At 70.5% G+C, this 18,183-nt stretch carries 16 protein-coding genes; 13 read left to right on the plus strand and 3 right to left on the minus strand.

What is annotated here, in order from left to right; translation table 11 throughout:
• Positions 1-58 precede the first annotated feature (58 nt).
• Entirely contained in the window at positions 59-577 is a 519-nt protein-coding gene (locus tag ACOZ38_RS16060) for an adenine phosphoribosyltransferase (RefSeq protein WP_424531497.1), read from the plus strand.
• 233 nt (positions 578-810) lie between these two features.
• Entirely contained in the window at positions 811-2,997 is a 2,187-nt protein-coding gene (locus tag ACOZ38_RS16065) for a RelA/SpoT family protein (RefSeq protein WP_424531499.1), read from the plus strand.
• 189 nt (positions 2,998-3,186) lie between these two features.
• Here ACOZ38_RS16065 and ACOZ38_RS16070 read toward each other — a convergent pair whose 3' ends face one another.
• Both ACOZ38_RS16070 and ACOZ38_RS16075 read right to left on the minus strand, forming a co-directional pair.
• Positions 3,187-4,416, minus strand: coding sequence for a DUF349 domain-containing protein (locus tag ACOZ38_RS16070; RefSeq protein WP_424531501.1), 1,230 nt, complete (start codon positions 4,414-4,416; stop codon positions 3,187-3,189).
• A gap of 59 nt (positions 4,417-4,475) precedes the next feature.
• On the minus strand, positions 4,476-5,342 hold the full coding sequence (locus ACOZ38_RS16075) for a peptidylprolyl isomerase (RefSeq protein WP_424531502.1): 867 nt from the start codon (positions 5,340-5,342) through the stop codon (positions 4,476-4,478).
• A 192-nt stretch (positions 5,343-5,534) separates the two neighbouring features.
• On the opposite strand from ACOZ38_RS16075, the gene ACOZ38_RS16080 reads away from it, so the two are divergent.
• The 3 genes from ACOZ38_RS16080 to aspS are packed head-to-tail and all read left to right on the plus strand — an operon-like array spanning position 5,535 to position 9,252.
• Complete coding sequence (locus tag ACOZ38_RS16080) at positions 5,535-6,218, plus strand: MBL fold metallo-hydrolase (protein WP_405147625.1); 684 nt, start codon at positions 5,535-5,537, stop codon at positions 6,216-6,218.
• A complete protein-coding gene (gene hisS / locus ACOZ38_RS16085) occupies positions 6,218-7,477 on the plus strand; it encodes a histidine--tRNA ligase (RefSeq protein ID WP_405147626.1) in 1,260 nt (419 codons plus the stop codon). Before ACOZ38_RS16080 ends, hisS begins: the two co-directional genes overlap by 1 nt.
• Entirely contained in the window at positions 7,474-9,252 is a 1,779-nt protein-coding gene (gene aspS / locus ACOZ38_RS16090; RefSeq protein WP_424531505.1) for an aspartate--tRNA ligase, read from the plus strand. Before hisS ends, aspS begins: the two co-directional genes overlap by 4 nt.
• Positions 9,253-9,339: 87 nt before the next feature.
• Here the strand turns inward: aspS and ACOZ38_RS16095 are convergent, their stop codons facing one another.
• Positions 9,340-10,272: a peptidylprolyl isomerase gene (locus ACOZ38_RS16095; RefSeq protein ID WP_424531506.1), complete on the minus strand. Its 933-nt coding sequence runs from the start codon at positions 10,270-10,272 to the stop codon at positions 9,340-9,342.
• 306 nt (positions 10,273-10,578) lie between these two features.
• Between ACOZ38_RS16095 and ACOZ38_RS16100 the strand changes: the two genes are divergently transcribed.
• The 8 genes from ACOZ38_RS16100 to mltG all read left to right on the plus strand — a co-directional run bounded on the left by ACOZ38_RS16100 (position 10,579) and on the right by mltG (position 18,149).
• Complete coding sequence (locus tag ACOZ38_RS16100; protein ID WP_424531508.1) at positions 10,579-11,034, plus strand: DUF2231 domain-containing protein; 456 nt, start codon at positions 10,579-10,581, stop codon at positions 11,032-11,034.
• Between the two features lie 52 nt (positions 11,035-11,086).
• The gene (locus ACOZ38_RS16105) at positions 11,087-11,596 is read left to right on the plus strand and encodes a hypothetical protein (RefSeq protein WP_424531510.1); all 510 of its coding nucleotides are present in this window, start codon (positions 11,087-11,089) and stop codon (positions 11,594-11,596) included.
• A gap of 9 nt (positions 11,597-11,605) precedes the next feature.
• Positions 11,606-12,922, plus strand: coding sequence for a replication-associated recombination protein A (locus ACOZ38_RS16110; RefSeq protein WP_424531511.1), 1,317 nt, complete (start codon positions 11,606-11,608; stop codon positions 12,920-12,922).
• A 220-nt stretch (positions 12,923-13,142) separates the two neighbouring features.
• On the plus strand, positions 13,143-13,535 hold the full coding sequence (locus ACOZ38_RS16115) for a DUF948 domain-containing protein (protein WP_424531513.1): 393 nt from the start codon (positions 13,143-13,145) through the stop codon (positions 13,533-13,535).
• Positions 13,532-13,783, plus strand: coding sequence for a hypothetical protein (locus tag ACOZ38_RS16120; RefSeq protein ID WP_405147637.1), 252 nt, complete (start codon positions 13,532-13,534; stop codon positions 13,781-13,783). The genes ACOZ38_RS16115 and ACOZ38_RS16120 overlap by 4 nt, the downstream gene beginning before the upstream one ends.
• Before the next feature lies 1 nt (position 13,784).
• The gene (alaS, locus tag ACOZ38_RS16125) at positions 13,785-16,457 is read left to right on the plus strand and encodes an alanine--tRNA ligase (RefSeq protein ID WP_424531515.1); all 2,673 of its coding nucleotides are present in this window, start codon (positions 13,785-13,787) and stop codon (positions 16,455-16,457) included.
• 43 nt (positions 16,458-16,500) lie between these two features.
• Positions 16,501-16,998 carry a Holliday junction resolvase RuvX gene (gene ruvX / locus ACOZ38_RS16130; RefSeq protein ID WP_424531517.1) on the plus strand — a complete coding sequence of 166 codons (498 nt, stop codon included), beginning with the start codon at positions 16,501-16,503 and terminating at the stop codon, positions 16,996-16,998.
• A complete protein-coding gene (gene mltG, locus ACOZ38_RS16135; RefSeq protein ID WP_424531519.1) occupies positions 16,995-18,149 on the plus strand; it encodes an endolytic transglycosylase MltG in 1,155 nt (384 codons plus the stop codon). The genes ruvX and mltG overlap by 4 nt, the downstream gene beginning before the upstream one ends.
• Positions 18,150-18,183 lie beyond the last annotated feature (34 nt).

An 18,183-nucleotide genomic window follows, 5' to 3' on the forward strand; every position in this document is an offset into this window, starting at 1 on the left:
CCGTGATCTCACTGGTATCACGGGGGCGCTTCGCGTGCCGCCTGGAAGGGACCCCCGCATGACCGACCTGACCACGACGATCCTCAGCAGGATCAGGGACGTGCCCGGCTATCCCCAGCCCGGTGTCGTCTTCAAGGACATCACGCCGCTGCTCGGCGACCACGCCGCGTTCTCCGCCGTGGTGGACGCGCTCGCCGACGAACTGGACGTCGACAAGGTCGTCGGCATCGAGGCCCGGGGCTTCATCCTGGCCGCTCCGGTCGCCTGCAAGGCGGGCGCTGGATTTGTGCCTGTCCGTAAAAAGGGCAAACTCCCTGCCGCGACGCTCGAAGCGTCCTACGATCTGGAGTACGGCTCCGCTGTCATCGAGGTGCACCGCGACGCGTTCGCCCCTGGCGACCGCGTGCTCATCGTCGACGACGTGCTCGCGACGGGCGGCACCGCCCGGGCGACGGTGGAGCTGGTCAGCCGTGCAGGCGCCGAGGTCGTGGGCGTTTCCGTGCTGATGGAGCTCGCCTTCCTCAAGGGCCGTGACCGTCTGGGCGACGTCGACGTACGCGCGCTGGTGGTCGTCTGATCCTCTCCCGCGAGGTCGGTGCCCCCAGCGTGGATACACTGGAGAATCTGGACTCGACGTGAGGAGTCTGAGTGCCCCGTGATGTGGCCTTGCCCGAAGTGACCGACACCCCTGAGCCGGTTTCCGCGCCCGCGGACGATACGGGTTTAGCCATGTCCGCAGGCACGGACGAGAAACCGGCGCCTGCCGTACGCCGCAGGCTTTCCCGGTTCGGGGGGCAATGGGGTGGCGCGATGAATCCGGTTCTGGAGCCTCTGTTCAAGACGGTCCGGGCCACGCACCCCAAGGCCGACCTGCGCCTGATCGAGCGTGCCTACGACGTCGCCGCCTACCACCACCGCGACCAGAAGCGGAAGTCCGGTGATCCGTACATCACCCATCCGCTCGCGGTCGCGACGATCCTCGCCGAGCTCGGCACCGACGACGAGACCTTGTGCGCCGCGCTCCTCCACGACACCGTGGAGGACACCGCGTACGGCCTGGACGAGCTGAGCGCCGACTTCGGCGAGAGCATCGCGCTGCTCGTCGACGGCGTGACCAAGCTTGACAAGGTCAAGTTCGGCGACGCGGCCCAGGCCGAGACCGTGCGCAAGATGGTCGTGGCGATGTCCCGCGACATCCGGGTGCTGGTCATCAAGCTCGCCGACCGCCTCCACAACATGCGCACCCTGCGCTACCTCCCGAGGCACAAGCAGGAGCAGAAGGCCCGCGAGACGCTCGAGATCTTCGCGCCGCTGGCCCACAGGCTCGGCATGAACACCATCAAGTGGGAGCTGGAGGACCTCGCGTTCGGGATGCTCTATCCCAAGCGCTACGACGAGATCGCCCGCATGGTGTCCGAGCGCGCCCCGCGCCGCGACCTGTTCCTGCAGGAGGTCATCGAGAAGGTCTCCGCCGACCTGCGCGAGGCCAAGATCCGCGCGGCGGTCAAGGGCAGGCCCAAGCACTACTACTCGATCTACCAGAAGATGATCGCGCGCGAGGTGGCGTTCGACGACATCTACGACCTGGTGGGCATCCGCGTGCTGGTCGACACGGTGCGCGACTGCTACGCCGCGCTCGGAACGATCCACGCGCGATGGAACCCCGTGCCCGGCCGGTTCAAAGACTACATCGCGATGCCCAAGTTCAACATGTACCAGTCGCTGCACACGACGGTCATCGGGCCAGAGGGCAAGCCGGTGGAGCTGCAGATCCGCACGCGCGCGATGCACCACCGCGCCGAGTACGGCGTGGCGGCCCACTGGAAGTACAAGGAGGAGATGGGCATCTCCGGGCCGGCGGGGGCCCGCATGAAGTCCGCCGGCGACATGGCCTGGCTCCGCCAGCTCCTCGACTGGCAGAAGGAGACCGCCGACCCCGGCGAGTTCCTCGAGTCGCTGCGGTTCGACCTGTCGGTGTCGGAGGTGTTCGTCTTCACACCGCGCGGCCAGGTGATCGCGCTGCCCGAGGGCGCCACGCCGGTCGACTTCGCGTACGCCGTGCACACCGAGGTCGGGCACCGGTGCATCGGCGCCCGGGTGAACGGGCGCCTGGTGCCGCTGGAGTCGCGGCTGAGCAACGGCGACGCGGTTGAGATCTTCACCTCCAAGTCGCCCGACGCCGGCCCTTCCCGCGACTGGCTGAAGTTCGTCAAGAGCGGCCGGGCGCGCAACAAGATCCGCCAGTGGTTCTCCAAGGAGCGCCGCGAGACGGCGATCGAGGCCGGCAAGGAGGCCATCGGCAGGGCCATGCGCAAGCAGGGGCTCCCGCTGCAGCGCCTGATGTCCGGAGAGAGCCTCCTGGCCCTCGCCAGGGACCTGCGCTACCCCGACGTCTCCGCGCTGTACGCGGCCGTCGGAGAGGGTCACACGGCCGCCCAGGCGGTCGTGCAGAAGCTCGTGCAGTCGCTCGGCGGGGTCGAGGGCGCCGAGGAGGACATCGCCGAGGCCGCCGTGCCCACCAAGCTGCGGGGCCGGCCGCGCACCGGCACCAACGCCGGCGTCATCGTGGCGGGCGACTCCGACGTCTGGGTGCGGCTCTCACGCTGCTGCACCCCGGTGCCGGGAGACGACATCGTGGGCTTCGTGACCCGGGGTCACGGGGTGTCGGTGCACCGCCTCAACTGCCCGAACATCGAGCAGTTGAGGGCCGAGCCCGACCGCCTGGTCGAGGTCAGCTGGTCGCCCAGCGACGACTCGGTGTTCCTGGTGGCCATCCAGGTGGAGGCGCTCGACCGGCCGCGCCTGCTGTCGGACGTCACCCGCATGCTTTCCGACCAGCACGTGAACATCCTGTCCGCCTCGGTCACCACGTCCCGCGACCGCACGGCGGTCAGCAAGTTCACCTTCGAGATGGGCGATCCCAAGCATCTGGGCCACGTGCTGAAGGCGGTGCGCAACATCCAGGGCGTCTACGACGTCTATCGCGTCACCAACTGATCGTCCCCGGCCGTGGGCGCGCACGCGCGCGGCCGGGAAGATCGGGCTCGACCGCCCGCCTTCCCAGCACGCACTACCGGGAGTGGCCGGGCTCCTCCGCCCGCCCGTCCGCCTTTCCCGCGCGCACTGCCGGGAATGGCCGAGCCCGTCCGCCGTCCCCGCACGGCGGAACCGGGAGCGCCCGCGACGTCAGGAGAACTCCGCGAGGGTGCGCTCAGCCTCCTCCAGCCAGGAGCGGCGGGCGGCGATGGCCTCCTCGGCCTCCTTGACGTCCTTGTCCTTGCCGGCGGCCGTGGCCTTGGCCAGGCGGCTCTCCAGCTGCTCGATCGACCTGCGCAGCTGGTCGACGGTGTTCTGCGCCCGCGCGCGGGCCTCGGGGTTCGACCGCTTCCACTCGGCCTCCTCGGCCTTGCGCACGGCCTCGTCGATGCGCCGCAGGCCGCCCTCCAGCTTGTCCCTCGCCTCGCGCGGCACCGCCCCGACCGACTCCCAGCGCTCAAGGATGCCGCGCAGGGCCGCCCGCGCGGCGCGGGCGTCGGTCACCGGCAGGATGCGCTCGGCGTCGGCGAGGATCTGCTCCTTGGCCTCGGCGTTCTCGCGCAGCGAGGCGTCGCGTTCGGCGAACACCGCGGAGCGGGCCTGGAAGAACTGGTCCTGGGCCCCCTTGAAGCGGGTCCACAGGTCGTCCTCGGCCTCGCGGGAGGCCCGGCCCGCGGTCTTCCAGCGCTGCATGAGCTCGCGGTAGGCCGACGCCGTCTCGCCCCAGTCGGTCGAGCTCGACAGCGCCTCGGCCTCGCTGACGATGCGCTCCTTGATGCTGCGCACCGACTCGCGCTGCTCGTCCAGCCCGGCGAAGTAGGACTTTCGCCGCTTGGCGAAGGCCGTGCGGGCGGCGGAGAGCCGCTTCCACAGGGCCGCCTCGGTCACGCGGTCGATGCGCTCGGCGGCCTTCCACTCCTCGACGAGCTGGCGCAGCCGCTCGCCTCCGGACTTCCAGTGGGTGGTGTCCTCGGCGATGCGCTCGGCCTCGGCGACGATGCGTTCCTTGATCTCCCGCGACTGGGCGCGTGCCTGGTCACGGGCGGCCTTCACCTCCTCACGGCGCTTGCCGACCAGGTCGGTGAGGGCCGCGAGGCGGCCCTCCAGCGCCGCGAGGTCCCCGACGGCATGCGCCTCGGTGATGGACTCGCGCAGCTTGACGATCGTCGCCTCGGCCTGGGCGGGTGGCAGGTCGGTGCCACGGACCCGCTGTTCCAGCAGTTCCACCTGCGTGGCCAGCTCGTCGTACTTCCTGTGGAAGTAGGCGAGGGCCTCTTCCGGTTCACCGGCCTGCCAGGACCCGACGGCCCGTTCTCCCTCAGCCGTACGAACGTAGACGGTGCCGTCGTCGTCTACCCGGCCCCACGGGTCGGTGCTCACCGTGTCCTCCCGCACTCGAATCAGCCTCCAGGACGCTATGCGTCCTTGGTTGTATTACGTCAGCTCTTGCCAGAGATTGTCACGTGTTTGATTTCGACCGGGTCCTTGGGAGCACCCGAGCCGTCGCCCATCCCCCCGGGCAGGACGCCCTTCTTGCTCACATCGTCGAGGATTTTGAGCCCCTTTGTGACGGTACCGAACGGGGTGTAGTTCGGGGGGAGTTGGAGGTCACCGAAGATGATGAAGAATTGGCTTCCGTTGGTGTTGGCCCCGCTGTTGGCCATGGCGACCACCCCGCGGGTGTACTTCGCGCCGTCGAGGTTCTCGTCGGCGAAGCGGTAGCCGGGGCCGCCCTGGCCGTCGGTGGGGTTCTTGCCGTCCGCCTTGGCCAGCGGGTCGCCGCACTGCAGCATGGGGAAGCTCGCGGGCCCCATGCGGTGACACTTCGACCCGTCGAAGTACTTCTTCGAGGCGAGGTAGGCGAACGAGCTCACCGTGCAGGGAGCCTTGTCGGCGGCCAGGCTCACGACGATGTCGCCGTGGTTGGTCCCGATCGTCATCGTCTTCGCGGACTTGTCGGCCTTCGCCGGGGGCAGGCCCACGTCCTTCGCCGGCGCGCCGCCGCTGTCGGCGACGAAGTCGCACGTGCCGGCCGCCGCGTCGTACGGCTTGGGCTGGGGCCCCGCGGACGGGGGCGCCGACGACGCCGCGGGCGGGGTCGATGCCGTAGCCGCCGCTGTCTTGGAGTCTCCGCCGCTCATGACCGCGACGGCCGTGAAGATGCCGCCCACCACGACTAGCACGCCCAGGCTGGTGCCCAAGATCGCCATGCGCTTCGTGCGGACCTGCCGCTCGGCGCGCCGCTGCATCTGCCGTTCGTAATGCTCTCGTGCCAGCTGCTTTTGACGGTCCTTGCCGGTCGCCACCGCTGTGCCCTCCCGACTGTCCGAGTTGATCCTGTTTGGTCGCCTCGCTGGACGACCGCCACCTTTATGGAGTGGGCGAATCGTATCGGCCAACCGGCAATGGTTCGCAGCCCGGCGACCCGCACCGGTACCCTTCGGTTACATTCCCATCCGCTTTCCTTGACGAGATCGATCACACCGAGGACCGTTTCCGTGCTCATCGACGGCTTTCCCGCAGGCTCCTTCCAGGCCAACTGCTACGTCGTCGCTCCCGCCGCGGGCGAGGAGTGCGTGATCGTCGACCCAGGTCAGGACGCTGTCGCGGGCCTGGACGACATGCTGCGCGAGCACCGGCTGAAGCCGGTCGCCGTGCTGCTCACGCACGGTCATCTCGATCACGTGTGGTCGGTCGCGCCGGTCTGCGGAGCGCGCGACGTGCCGGCGTGGATCCACCCCGAGGACCGCGAATTGCTGACCGACCCCGGCAAGGGCCTGTCGCTCCTGGCGCGCCAGCAGCTCTTCGGCGGGCTCACCTTCACCGAGCCCGACGACGTGCGCGAGCTGTCCGACGGGGCGGTGCTCCAGATCGCGGGCATGGCCATCACCGTCGACCACGCTCCCGGCCATACCAGGGGGTCGGTGACGTTCAGGCTTCCCGAGGAGCGTGTGATGTTCTCGGGAGACCTGCTGTTCGCCGGCTCCATCGGCCGCAGCGATCTTCCGGGCGGTGACTACCAGACCATCCTGCGCAGCCTGGGCGGCGTCTGCCTGACGCTGCCGGACGACACGACGGTGCTGCCCGGTCACGGACCACACACGACGATCGGCCGCGAACGAGCCACGAACCCGTATCTTGCTGAGGCAGTGCCGTTCGCAGGTCCAACCAGGGGACTGTAATGAGCTTTCAGGCGCCCAAGGGCGTACCCGAATATTTCCCACCGCGCTCCGCGATCTTCCTCGCGGTCCGCGAGGCGTTCTCCACCGCGGCGGCGAACGCCGGCTACTCCTATATCGAGGTTCCCGTCTTCGAGGACACCGAGCTGTTCGCCCGGGGCGTCGGCGAGTCGACCGACGTCGTGACCAAGGAGATGTACACCTTCGCCGACAGGGGCGGCCGCTCGATCACGCTGCGGCCCGAGTTCACCGCCGGGGTGATGCGCTCGACGCTGGAGCACGGCCTGCACAACGGCCAGCTCCCGGTGAAGCTCTGGACGACCGGCCCGGCGTTCCGCTACGAGCGCCCGCAGGCGGGCCGCTACCGCCAGCTCCAGCAGTTCAACGTGGAGGCCATCGGCACCGAGGACCCCGCGGTCGACGCCGAGACCATCGCGGTCGCCTGGTCGGGTTACCAGGCACTCGGGCTGACGCGGGTGCGGCTGCTGCTGAACACCCTCGGATGCAAGCAGTGCCGCCCCGCCTACCGCGCCGCCCTCCAGGACTTCCTGCGCGGGCTCGACCTCGACGAGGCCACCAGGGCGCGCATCGAGATCAACCCCCTGCGGGTGCTCGACGACAAGCGCCCCGAGGTGCAGGCCCAGGTCGAGAACGCCCCGCTGATCACCGACCACCTGTGCGCGTCCTGTAAGGCCCACCACGACCGGGTCCGCTCGCTGCTCGAGGACCTCGGCGTGCCTTGGGAGGACACCCCCCGGCTCGTGCGCGGCCTCGACTACTACACTCGCACCACCTACGAGTTCGACCACCCGCTGCTCGGCGCCCAGTCGGGCATCGGCGGAGGCGGTCGCTACGACGGGCTGTCGGAGGACATCGGCGGCCCGCCGCTGCCCGGCATCGGGTTCGCCGTGGGCGTCGACCGCATCATCCTCGCCGTCGAGGCCGAGGACCTCGCGCGCGAGGCGCCCCCCCGCGTCGCCGTGTACGGCGTGCCGCTCGGCGAGGAGGCCGCCAGGCGCGTGTTCAGGCTCGTCCACGAGCTGCGCGCGGCCGGTGTGGCGGCCGACATGGCCTTCGACGGCAAGGGGCTCAAGGGCGCCATGAAGGGCGCCGACCGTTCCGGGGCCACGTACGCGGTGATCCTCGGCGAGCGGGACATCGCCGCGGGCGCCGCCCAGGTGAAGGACTTGGCAAGCGGCGAGCAGACCGCCGTGCCACTCGCCGAGATCGTCACGACGCTGAAGGAGAAACTGAACAAATGATCCGCACGCACACCGCCGGATCGCTGCGCAAGGAGCACGCCGGCCAGCAGGTGACGCTGGCCGGGTGGGTGGCACGACGCCGTGACCACGGCGGCGTGGTCTTCATCGACCTGCGCGACGCGTCCGGTTCCGCGCAGGTGGTCTTCCGGGAGGAGGACCACGCGCACGACCTCCGCTCGGAGTACTGCGTCAGGATCGCAGGAGAGGTCCGCACCCGCCCCGAGGGCAACGAGAACACCGACCTGCCGACGGGCGAGATCGAGGTCGTGGCCTCGGAGGTCGAGGTGCTGAGCGAGTCCGCGCCTCTGCCGTTCCCGATCGAGGGCGGCGGGGGGATCTCCGAGGAGGCGCGGCTGAAGTACCGCTACCTCGACATGCGCCGCCAGCAGGTCGCCCAGGCCCTGCGGGTCCGCTCGACCGCCACCTACCTCGCCCACGAGGTCATGCACGAGCAGGGCTTCGTGTACGTCGAGACGCCCGACCTCACCCGGTCGACCCCCGAGGGCGCCCGCGACTTCCTGGTGCCCGTGCGGCTGCAGCCCGGCAGCTGGTACGCGCTGCCGCAGTCGCCGCAGCTGTTCAAGCAGCTCCTCATGGTGGGCGGGCTGGAGCGCTACTACCAGCTGGCGCGCTGCTTCCGCGACGAGGACCTCCGCGCCGACCGGCAGCCGGAGTTCACCCAGATCGACGTCGAGATGTCGTTCGTCGACGAGGACGACGTGATCGCGCTCGGCGAGGCGCTGATCGGCCGCATCTGGAAGGAGACGGTGGGGTACGAGGTGCCCACGCCGCTTCCCCGGCTGAGCTACCGCGAGGCGATGGACCGCTTCGGCTCCGACAAGCCCGACCTGCGCTTCGGCTGCGAGCTGACCGAGATGACCGGCTACTTCGCCGACACCACGTTCCGCGTCTTCCAGGCGCCGTACGTCGGGGCGGTCGTCATGCCGGGCGGGGCCTCCCAGACCCGCAAGGAGCTGGACGCCTGGCAGGACTGGGCCAAGTCCCGCGGTGCCCGCGGCCTCGCGTACGTCCTGGTCCTTCCGGGGGGCGAGCTGGGCGGCCCGGTCGCCAAGAACCTCTCGGAGAAGGAGCGCGCCGGGCTCGCCGCCGAGGCCGGCGCCTCCGAGGGTGACGCGATCTTCTTCGCCGCCGGGGCGCCGTCGGCCTCGCGCGACCTGCTCGGCGCCGCCCGCCTGGAGATCGGCCGCCGCTGCGGGCTGATCGACGAGTCCCAGTGGAGCTTCCTCTGGGTGGTCGACGCGCCGATGTTCGAGCCGGTGCTCGACGAGGTGGGCCGCCAGACCGGCTGGACGGCCGTGCACCACCCGTTCACCGGTCCGAAGCCCGAATGGGCCGACAACTTCCAGGATCACCCTGGAGAGGCCCTGGCGTACGCCTACGACATGGTCTGCAACGGCATGGAGATCGGCGGCGGCTCGATCCGTATCCACCGTGCCGAGATGCAGCAGCGGGTCTTCGAGGTGCTCGGCATCTCCAAGGAGGAGGCCGAGAGCAAGTTCGGGTTCCTGCTGGAGGCGTTCAAGTACGGCCCGCCGCCGCACGGAGGCATCGCCTACGGTTGGGACCGCATCTGCATGCTGCTGGCGGGCGGCGAGTCGATCCGTGACGTGATCGCCTTCCCGAAGACCGCCTCCGGCTTCGACCCGCTGACGGCCGCCCCCACGCCGATCACGCCCGAGCAGCGCAAGGAGGCCGGCGTCGACGCGAGCCGCGCTCCCAAGGCCGCCGCGGTGTCGAGGGCGGCGGACGCCTGACGGCCTCGGGCCTGCACGGTTCCCGGTTCATGAGCGGAGCCCCGGCGCACATCGCGCCGGGGCTCCGCTCATGAAAGGGGCTGACCGCTAGCGGGAGATCTTCATGTCCTTGATGATCACCGGCAGCTTCGGGGCGTTGGAGCCCTCGCCGCGGACGTCGGCCATCGGGTCGCCGTTGAACGGGATGATGCCGCCCTTGGCGATCTTGTCGATGATGTCCATGCCCTTGACCACCACGCCGAACGGGGTGAAGGCGGCTCCCTGGGCCGACAGCTGGGTGTTCTCGTCGGAGAACGAGATCCAGAACTGGCTGCCGTTGGAGTTGGCGTCCTCCGAGGACTGCGACATGGCGACCGTGCCCCTTCCGAGGCCGATCCCCCCGAGGTTCTCGTCGTCGAAGAGGTACCCCGGGCCGCCCGTGCCGTCGTCCTTGCTCTTGCCGTCGCCCTTGGCCAGCGGGTCGCCGCACTGGAGCATCCCGAGGCCCGTGGTCTCCGGCGTCGCCAGGCGGTGGCAGTGGGTGTTGTCGAAGAAGTTCTTCTTCGCGAGGAACTCGAAGGAGTTCACCGTGCACGGCGCCGCCGCGGTGGCGAGCTCGATGACGATCGTGCCCTGGTTGGTGGCGATCGTCATGGTCTTCGCCTTCATGTCCGGCTTTGACGGCGGGATGCCCACCTTCTTGGCCGGGCTCCCGCTGTCGTCCTTCCGGTAAGAGCAGGTCGCGGCGGCAGGCGCGGCCGTCGAGCTGGGCAGCGCCGCCGGAGCGGAGGCCCCGGCCGAGGCGGAGACGGAGGCCGAGGGGGTCGAGGCGGCGGCCGCACCGGTCTTGGCGTCGTCCTTGCCGCCCATGAGCGTGGTCGCGGCGATGATCCCGCCCACCACGACCACGACTCCCACCCCGGCGCCGATGATCGTGTTCCGCTTGGACGTGCCGCCGCTGCCGCCGGTGTTCTTGTCCCGCTGTTCCTGCCGCTCGCGGTGCTCCCGTGCCAGCTGGGTCTGGCGATCCACGTCGGTCACGGTATGCCTTCCATTTGCCGATAGATGACTTTATGTGCTCGGGAATCGTACCCGCCTTTACGTTGAGCCTGTATAAAACGCCCAGTTCGCACGGTGGCGAAGATCATCCTTTGCCTCCCCGAGGGCATGCTTGCGGCGAGGAATGTTGTCTTGGGGAATTCTTACGGTGGCTTGACGCCGTCACGGACATCATCGAGTCATAGCGGGCGAAGGGGGTCGCCCGCGTGATCTTCCGAGCGGCCCGGAGAACCATGGGGCCGCCGGATCCGTATAGGGGACGACGAGCCACTTCACAGGAGCCAAGACATGTTCGACGAGATCCTCGGCCTGCCCGCCCATCCCCTGATCATCCACACCGCCGTCATCTTCATCCCCCTGCTGGCTCTCGGCTCTGTGGTGTACGGGCTGGTCCCGCGCGTGCGCCCGTCCCTGTCGTGGCCGGTGGTCCTGCTGGCACTCGCGGCCCCGGCGTCCGCGTTCGCCGCCAAGGAGAGCGGCGAGGCGTTCAAGCAGGGCAGGTTCGCCGGCGCCGAGGGGGCGCTCGGGCAGCGGATCAACGATCACGAGAGCTACGCCGACCCCCTGCTCCTGAGCGTCATCGGCCTCGGCGTCGCCACGCTCCTGCTCGTCTACTCCTCCCGCAAGCTCGGCAAGGTGACGACCGGGGTGCTGTCGGCGGTCACCGTGGTGCTCGCCCTGGTCGCCGGGTACTTCGTCCTCATGGCCGGCCACACGGGGGCGACCGCGGTCTGGGCGAGCTAGCCCCGCGCCCGGGGCCGTGGAACCTCGGCGGCCCTGGCGCGGTAGTACCGGCATGAGACGCACAACGATCGTGATGGCGTGCCTTGTGACGGCGGCGTGCACCGCACCCGCCGGTGGAACGGAGAGCCCGGCGCCCGCCCTACCCGCGACGCCGGCGAGCGGCACCGTGGAGGTCGAGGGCGGGTGCGGGGACACCCCGGTCCAGGCGGGCGGCCCGCCCGCCTGGGCGGCCGAGAACGCCCCGGGCACCCGGTTCGTCCTCGGCCGTGAGGGCAACGCGCTCGGCTACCTGTTCGTCGACCCGCTGCGCGCGGGCAAGGCCACCGACCCCTCCAACAAGATCCTCTGGTACGTGCGGCTCCCGCGCGACTCCCAGGAACTGCGCGTCGCCGCCCATCCGAGGGGCGCCAAGCGGCCCGTCGTGCGCGCCACCTTCCCCGACGGGTCGGGCCCCGGCGAGATCTATCCCAGCGCGACCGACGTGCCCGAGCCCGGCTGCTGGACCTTCGAGCTCACCTGGGGCGCCCACCACGACACCGTCGACCTGCTCTATCGGCGGTAGTGTCAACGCGTGGACAGTTTGTTCGACTCGGCGGCGGAGGAAGCCCACAGGAGCCAGGAGCCGCTCGCCGTGCGCATGCGGCCCCGCACCCTCGACGAGGTCGTCGGCCAGCGCCACCTGCTCGGCCAGGGCACGCCCCTGCGCCGGCTGGTCGAGAGCGAGGCCCCCATGTCGCTGTTCCTGTGGGGCCCTCCGGGCACGGGCAAGACCACGCTCGCCTACGTCGTCGCGGGCGTGACCAAGCGGCGGTTCGTCGAGGTCTCGGCGGTCTCCGCGGGGGTCAAGGAGGTCCGCGCCGCCGTCGACCAGGCCAAGCGCGAGCTGGGCATGATCGGGCGGCAGACCGTCCTGTTCGTCGACGAGGTCCACCGCTTCAACAAGGCCCAGCAGGACGCACTGCTGCCCGCCGTTGAGAACCGCTGGGTGACCTTCATCGGGGCCACCACGGAGAACCCCTACTTCTCGGTGATCTCACCGCTGCTGTCGCGGTCGCTGCTGCTCACGCTGGAGTCGCTCTCCGAGGCCGACGTCCGCTCCGTCCTCGACCGCGCGATCGGCGACCCGCGCGGCCTGGACGGCCGGGTGCGGCTCGCGCCCGAGGCGATGGACCACCTGGTCCGCCTGGCCGGGGGAGACGCCCGCCGCTCGCTGACCTACCTGGAGGCCGCGGCGCTGCTGGTCCCCGACGGCGAGGTCAGCGTCGAGACCGTCGAGAAGGCCGTCGACAAGGCCGCGGTGCGCTACGACAGGCAGGGCGACCAGCACTACGACGTCATCAGCGCGTTCATCAAGAGCATGCGCGGCTCGGACGTGGACGCCGCTCTGCACTACCTCGCCCGCATGATCGAGGCGGGGGAGGACCCCCGGTTCCTCGCCCGCCGCATCATGATCTTCGCCTCCGAGGACGTCGGCATGGCCGACCCGACCTGCCTGCAGGTCGCGGTGGCCGCCGCCCAGGCCGTGCAGATGATCGGCCTGCCCGAGGGCCGTCTCAACCTCGCCCAGGCGGTCATCCACTGCGCCCTGGCCCCGAAGTCCAACGCCGTCATCAAGGCCATCGGCGCCGCGTCGGAGGACGTGCGGCGCGGCCTGATCGGGCAGGTGCCCGGCCACCTGCGCGACGCCCACTACCCGGGCGCGGCCAAGCTCGGCCACGGCAAGGGCTACCAGTACCCCCACGACTTCGAGCACGGCCTGGTCAGGCAGGACTACGCGCCCGAGGAGGTCCGCGGGCGCCGCTACTACGAGCCCACCCGCCACGGCGGCGAGGCGCACTTCGCCGACCGGTGGGCCAAGATCCGCGAGTTCCTGCGCGGCCGCCCGTGACCGCGGGCCCGTCCGTCCCCCGGGTCGGCCCGTGACCGCCGTTCGTCCACAGGCCGGCCCGTGACCGCCGTTCGTCCACAGGCCGGCCCGTGACCGCCGCCCGTCCACAGGTGTGGCGTGCTGAGCGACGGCACCCGGCCCGGGCGCGATAGGGTCTCTGCATTCCACCGCCCCAGCCGGGCCGCACATCCGTAGGTCACCTACGAGGGGACGCATCGACATGCTTACCGCCGGAGAGGTCGCCGGCCTCGTCGTCGCAATGTTCTGGGCGATACTGGTCTGCTTTCTTGCAGTGGTGCTGGTGAGGCTGGCCCGGCTTCTCACCGAGACCACCAAGATGGTCGCCGACCTGAGCGAGCGGATCGTCCCGCTGCTCGACGAGGTCAGCGTCACGGTCGCGGAGACCAACCGCCAACTGGTGACCGTCGAGGCCATCGCGGGCAACATGAAGGAGGTCAGCGGCCACATGATGAAGGTCACCGGCGTCGCCTCCACGCTGTTCGCCAAGCCGCTGATCAAGGCCTCGTCGTTCCTCCACGGCCTGCGCGGCGCCGCCGCCAGGCGCCGTGGGCTCCCCTCGGGCTCCTCGGGCGACAGGCGGAGGCGGCTGTGATCCGGCGGCTCTTCTACATGGCCCTGGGCGCGTACATCGCGGTATGGGTGATGCGTAAGCTGCAAGCGTTGAAGCCCGACCACGTCGCTCGCCGCGCCGCCGACCGGGCCGCGGGCCTGGCGGCCGAGGCGCGCCTGTTCGCCGGTGAGGTCAGGCGCCTGTCCGCGGGCAGGGAAACCGAGTTGCGCGAGCGGTTCGGGTTCGAGAGTGTCAGAGAAATCCACCACGACGTAAAGGACGGCCGCTGAGATGGAGTCGGCAGAGATCGCCCGCCGCTTCCTGCGCTTCTTCGAGGAGCGCGGACACACCGTCGTCCCCTCGGCCAGCCTTGTCGCCGAGGATCCGACGCTGCTGCTGGTCAACGCGGGCATGGTGCCCTTCAAGCCCTACTTCCTCGGCCAGAAGAAGCCGCCCTACCCCCGCGCGACCAGCGCCCAGAAGGTCATGCGCACCCTCGACATCGACGAGGTCGGCAAGACCACGCGGCACGCCAGCTTCTTCCAGATGCTCGGCAACTTCTCCTTCGGCGACTACTTCAAGGAGCAGGCCCTTCCCTACGCGTGGGAGCTCCTCACCAGGCCCGAGTCCGAGGGCGGCTTCGGGTTCCCCGAGGAGCGCCTCTGGGTCACCGTCTACCACGACGACGACGAGGCCCACGACATCTGGCACAACAAGGTCGGCATCCCGGTCGAGCGCATCCAGCGCCGCGGGCTCGCCGACAACTACTGGCACATGGGCGTGCCGGGCCCGGGCGGCCCCTGCTCCGAGATCTACTACGACCGCGGCCCCGAGTACGGCAGGGAAGGCGGCCCGGTAGCCGACGAGAACCGCTACCTGGAGGTCTGGAACAACGTCTTCATGCAGTTCCAGCTCAGCGCGGTGCGCAGCAAGGTCGACTTCGACATCTCGGGCGAGCTGCCCGCCAAGAGCGTCGACACCGGCATGGGCCTCGAGCGCATGGCGGCGATCCTGCAGGGTGTCGACAACATCTACGAGATCGACACCACCTACAAGATCCTCGACAGGGCGGCCGAGCTCACCAAGTCCCGCTACGGCAGGAACAACCGCGCCGACGTTTCGCTGCGGGTCGTCGCCGACCACCTGCGCGCCGGCGTCATGCTGGTGGGCGACGGCGTGCTGCCCTCCAACGAGGGCCGGGGCTACGTGCTGCGCCGCATGCTGCGCCGCGCGATCCGCAACCTGCGCCTCCTCGGCGCGGGCGAGGAGCGCTACATGCACGAGCTGGCCGCCACCACCATCGAGGCGATGGGCGACCAGTATCCCGACCTCCGGGCCGACGCCGCCCACATCCACACGGTGATCGACGCCGAGGAGCTCTCCTTCCTCGGCACCCTGCGCACCGGCACCGCGATCTTCGACGCGGCCGTGGAGGAGACCAAGCGCAAGGGCGTCCCGACCCTCGCGGGCAACCAGGCGTTCCAGCTCCACGACACCTACGGCTTCCCGATCGACCTGACGCTCGAGATGGCGGCCGAGCAGGGCCTCCAGGTCGACGAGGACGGCTTCCGCCGCCTGATGAACGAGCAGCGCGACCGCGCCAAGGCCGACTCGGCGGCGAAGAAGACCGGCAACGCCGACATCTCTGTCCTCGGCGAGATGCTCGACAGGGCGGGCAAGGTCGACTTCCTCGGCTACGACAACACCACCGCCGAGGCGAACGTCATCGGCGTGCTCGTCGACGGGGCCTCGGTCCAGGCGGCGGGCGCGGGCACCACGGTCGAGGTCGTCCTCGACCGCACCCCGTTCTACGCCGAGGGCGGCGGCCAGCTCTCCGACCAGGGCGTCATCCGCACGGGCGGCGCGCAGGTCGACATCGTGGACGTCCAGTCCCCGTTCGCGGGCCTGGTGGTGCACCGCGGCAAGGTCCGCGACGGCGAGCTGCGCGTGGGCGAGCAGGCGCTGGCCGAGATCGACATCGAGCGCCGCCGCGCGATCTCGCGCAGCCACACCGCGACCCACCTGGTCCACCGGGGCTTCCGCAACGCGCTCGGCGAGAGCGCGGCCCAGGCCGGCTCCGAGAACTCCCCTGGCCGCTTCCGCTTCGACTTCACCGCGGCCGGAGCCGTCCCGCCGACCGTCCTGCGCGACGTCGAGGACGAGGTCAACGCCATCCTGATCAACGACCTCAAGGTCAACGCCTACCACACCTCCCTCAGCGAGGCCCGCTCGATGGGCGCCCTGGCGCTCTTCGGGGAGAAGTACGGCGACGAGGTCCGCATCGTCGAGGTCGGCGACTACTCCCGCGAGCTGTGCGGCGGCACCCACGTCGCCAGCTCGGGCCAGCTCGGCCTGGTCAAGGTGCTCGGCGAGGCGTCGATCGGCGCGGGCGTGCGCCGCGTCGAGGCCCTGGTCGGCATCGACGCCTTCCGCTTCCTCGCGCGCGAGAGCGTGCTGGTCGCCCAGATCAGCGAGCAGCTCAAGGCGCGCCGCGAGGAGCTGCCCGAGCGCGTCGAGGGCATCGTCACCCGCCTGCGCACGGCGGAGCGCGAGCTTGAGAGGCTCCGCTCGGCCCAGGTGCTTGCGGCCGCCGGCGAGCTCGCCGCCTCCGCCCGTGACATCGACGGCGTGTCGGTCGTCACGCACCGCGCGCCTGACGGCACTTCGCCCGATGACCTGCGTAAACTCGCTCTCGACGTGCGCGGCCGGTTCCCCGGTGACCGCGCTGCGATGATCGTGATCGCCGGTGTGCCCGCAGACCGTCCGGTCGTGGTCGCCGCTGTGAACGATGCGGGGCGCACCCGGGGTCTCAAGGCCGGGCGACTGGTCGGCGTCGCCGCCAAGGCACTTGGGGGTGGCGGTGGCGGTAAGGATGATGTCGCGCAGGGTGGTGGAGCCCGTCCTGAGGCGATCGGAGACGCGCTCGGCGCCGTCGAGCACGCGATCCGGGAGACGCTGTCCTGATCGTGCGACTCTGGCGCGCGCGCTTCCACGCCCGGAGGGTGCGGTGAGGCGCGGGGTCCGGCTCGGCGTCGACGTCGGCTCGGTCCGCGTCGGCGTGGCCCGCAGCGACCCTTCGGGGCTGCTGGCCACGCCGGTGGAGACCGTGCGGCGCGGCCGGGGCGACCTCGACCGCATCGCCGAGATCGCCGGCGAGTGCGAGGCGATCGAGATCGTCGTCGGCCTCCCCACCTCGCTGTCGGGCCGCGAGAGCCACGCGGCGGCGGCGGCGCGGCAGTTCGCCGTGCGGCTCGCCGCACGGCTCGCGCCCACGCCCGTCCGCCTGTACGACGAGCGGCTGACCACCGTGACCGCGCAGCAGGGCCTGCGGGCCAGCGGCGTCAAGGCGAAGAACCAGCGGGCGGTGGTCGACCAGGCGGCGGCCGTGGTGCTGCTGCAGGCCGCCCTGGACGCCGAGCGGGCCGGCGGCGCCCCGCCGGGCAGACCCGTCGAGCCACCGGGGCAGCGCCCCGGTGGGGAATCGAGCGCCGGGCCCTCGGCGTGAACCGGCCCGCCGGTCCCGGCGAGGGCGGCGGCGACGATTCCGAAGACCTGATCTCCTTCAGCGACGAGCGGGTGCCCGAAGGCGCCGACGAGCGCCGGGCACGAGCCGGGCGCGGTAAACGAGCCCTGATGCTGCTGGTCGGCGGGGGCAGCGCCGTGCTGGTCGCCGCGGGCCTCGCCGGTGCGTTCGCGCTGTTCGGGCCGCTGATGAGGCCCGACGACTTCGACGGCAAGGGCTCTGATCCCGTAGTGGTCGAGATCGTCCCCGGCGCCAGCGCCGGGCAGGTCGCCGACGCCCTCGTACGGGCGGACGTGGTGGCGAGCGCCCGTTCCTTCGTCAATGTGGTGGAGGAGCGCGGCAAGTCGGGCAGCCTCCGGCCCGGCCGCTATGCCCTGCGCAAGCACATGTCCGCGGCCTCGGCGCTCGACCTCCTCATGGCGCCGCAGTCCAAGATCCGCAAGCGGGTGACGATTCCCGAGGGGCTGCGCGCGGCCGAGGCGATGGCCCGCCTGTCGAAGGGATCGGGGCTGCCCGAGGCCGAGCTGGCCAAGGTGGCCGCCAAGCCGGCCGAGCTGGCGCTGCCGGGGTACGCCAAGGAGACCGTCGAGGGCTTCCTGTTCCCCGCCACCTACGACATCGAGCCCGCCACGACACCGCGCGATCTGCTGCGGTCGATGGTCCGCAGGTTCAGGCACGCGGCGGCCCACGTGGACCTGGAGGCGGGGGCCGCGGAGCACCGCCTGTCCCCGCGTGACGTGGTGGTCATCGCGAGCATCGTGCAGGCCGAGGGCGGCAGGGACAGCGATTATCCGATGATCGCCAGAGTCATCTACAATCGCCTCGCGTCCGGAGCCAAGCTGGAGATGGACAGCACGGTGATGTACGGCCTGGGCAAGCACGGCATCGTGGCCTCACACGCCGAGATCAAGCGCGACACCCCCTACAACACTTACATGCACCCCGGGCTGCCGCCCGGTCCGATCAGCAATCCCGGCGAGGCCGCGCTCCGTGCGGCGCTTCGTCCGGCTAAGGGTGATTGGTACTGGTTTGTCACGATCGACCCACAGCGTAGAATCACGAAATTCACTAACAAAGAGAGTGAGTTCGTGAAACTGCGAGAAGAGCTGAACAAACGTCTCGGGCAGCACTGATGCCCGGCGGAACTGCCATCGCCCCCCGTACGCG

It is taken from the genome of Sphaerisporangium viridialbum (genome assembly GCF_049674955.1).
Classification (GTDB): domain Bacteria; phylum Actinomycetota; class Actinomycetes; order Streptosporangiales; family Streptosporangiaceae; genus Sphaerisporangium; species Sphaerisporangium viridialbum.

Bases quoted from the DNA above. Each gene is read 5' to 3' on its own strand.
- ACOZ38_RS16060 (WP_424531497.1), top strand. From the start codon at position 59: ATGACCGACCTGACCACGACGATCCTCAGCAGGATCAGGGACGTGCCC.
- ACOZ38_RS16065 (WP_424531499.1), top strand. From the start codon at position 811: ATGAATCCGGTTCTGGAGCCTCTGTTCAAGACGGTCCGGGCCACGCAC.
- hisS (WP_405147626.1), top strand. From the start codon at position 6,218: ATGAGCTTTCAGGCGCCCAAGGGCGTACCCGAATATTTCCCACCGCGC.
- aspS (WP_424531505.1), top strand. From the start codon at position 7,474: ATGATCCGCACGCACACCGCCGGATCGCTGCGCAAGGAGCACGCCGGC.
- ACOZ38_RS16100 (WP_424531508.1), top strand. From the start codon at position 10,579: ATGTTCGACGAGATCCTCGGCCTGCCCGCCCATCCCCTGATCATCCAC.
- ACOZ38_RS16105 (WP_424531510.1), top strand. From the start codon at position 11,087: ATGAGACGCACAACGATCGTGATGGCGTGCCTTGTGACGGCGGCGTGC.
- ACOZ38_RS16115 (WP_424531513.1), top strand. From the start codon at position 13,143: ATGCTTACCGCCGGAGAGGTCGCCGGCCTCGTCGTCGCAATGTTCTGG.
- alaS (WP_424531515.1), top strand. From the start codon at position 13,785: ATGGAGTCGGCAGAGATCGCCCGCCGCTTCCTGCGCTTCTTCGAGGAG.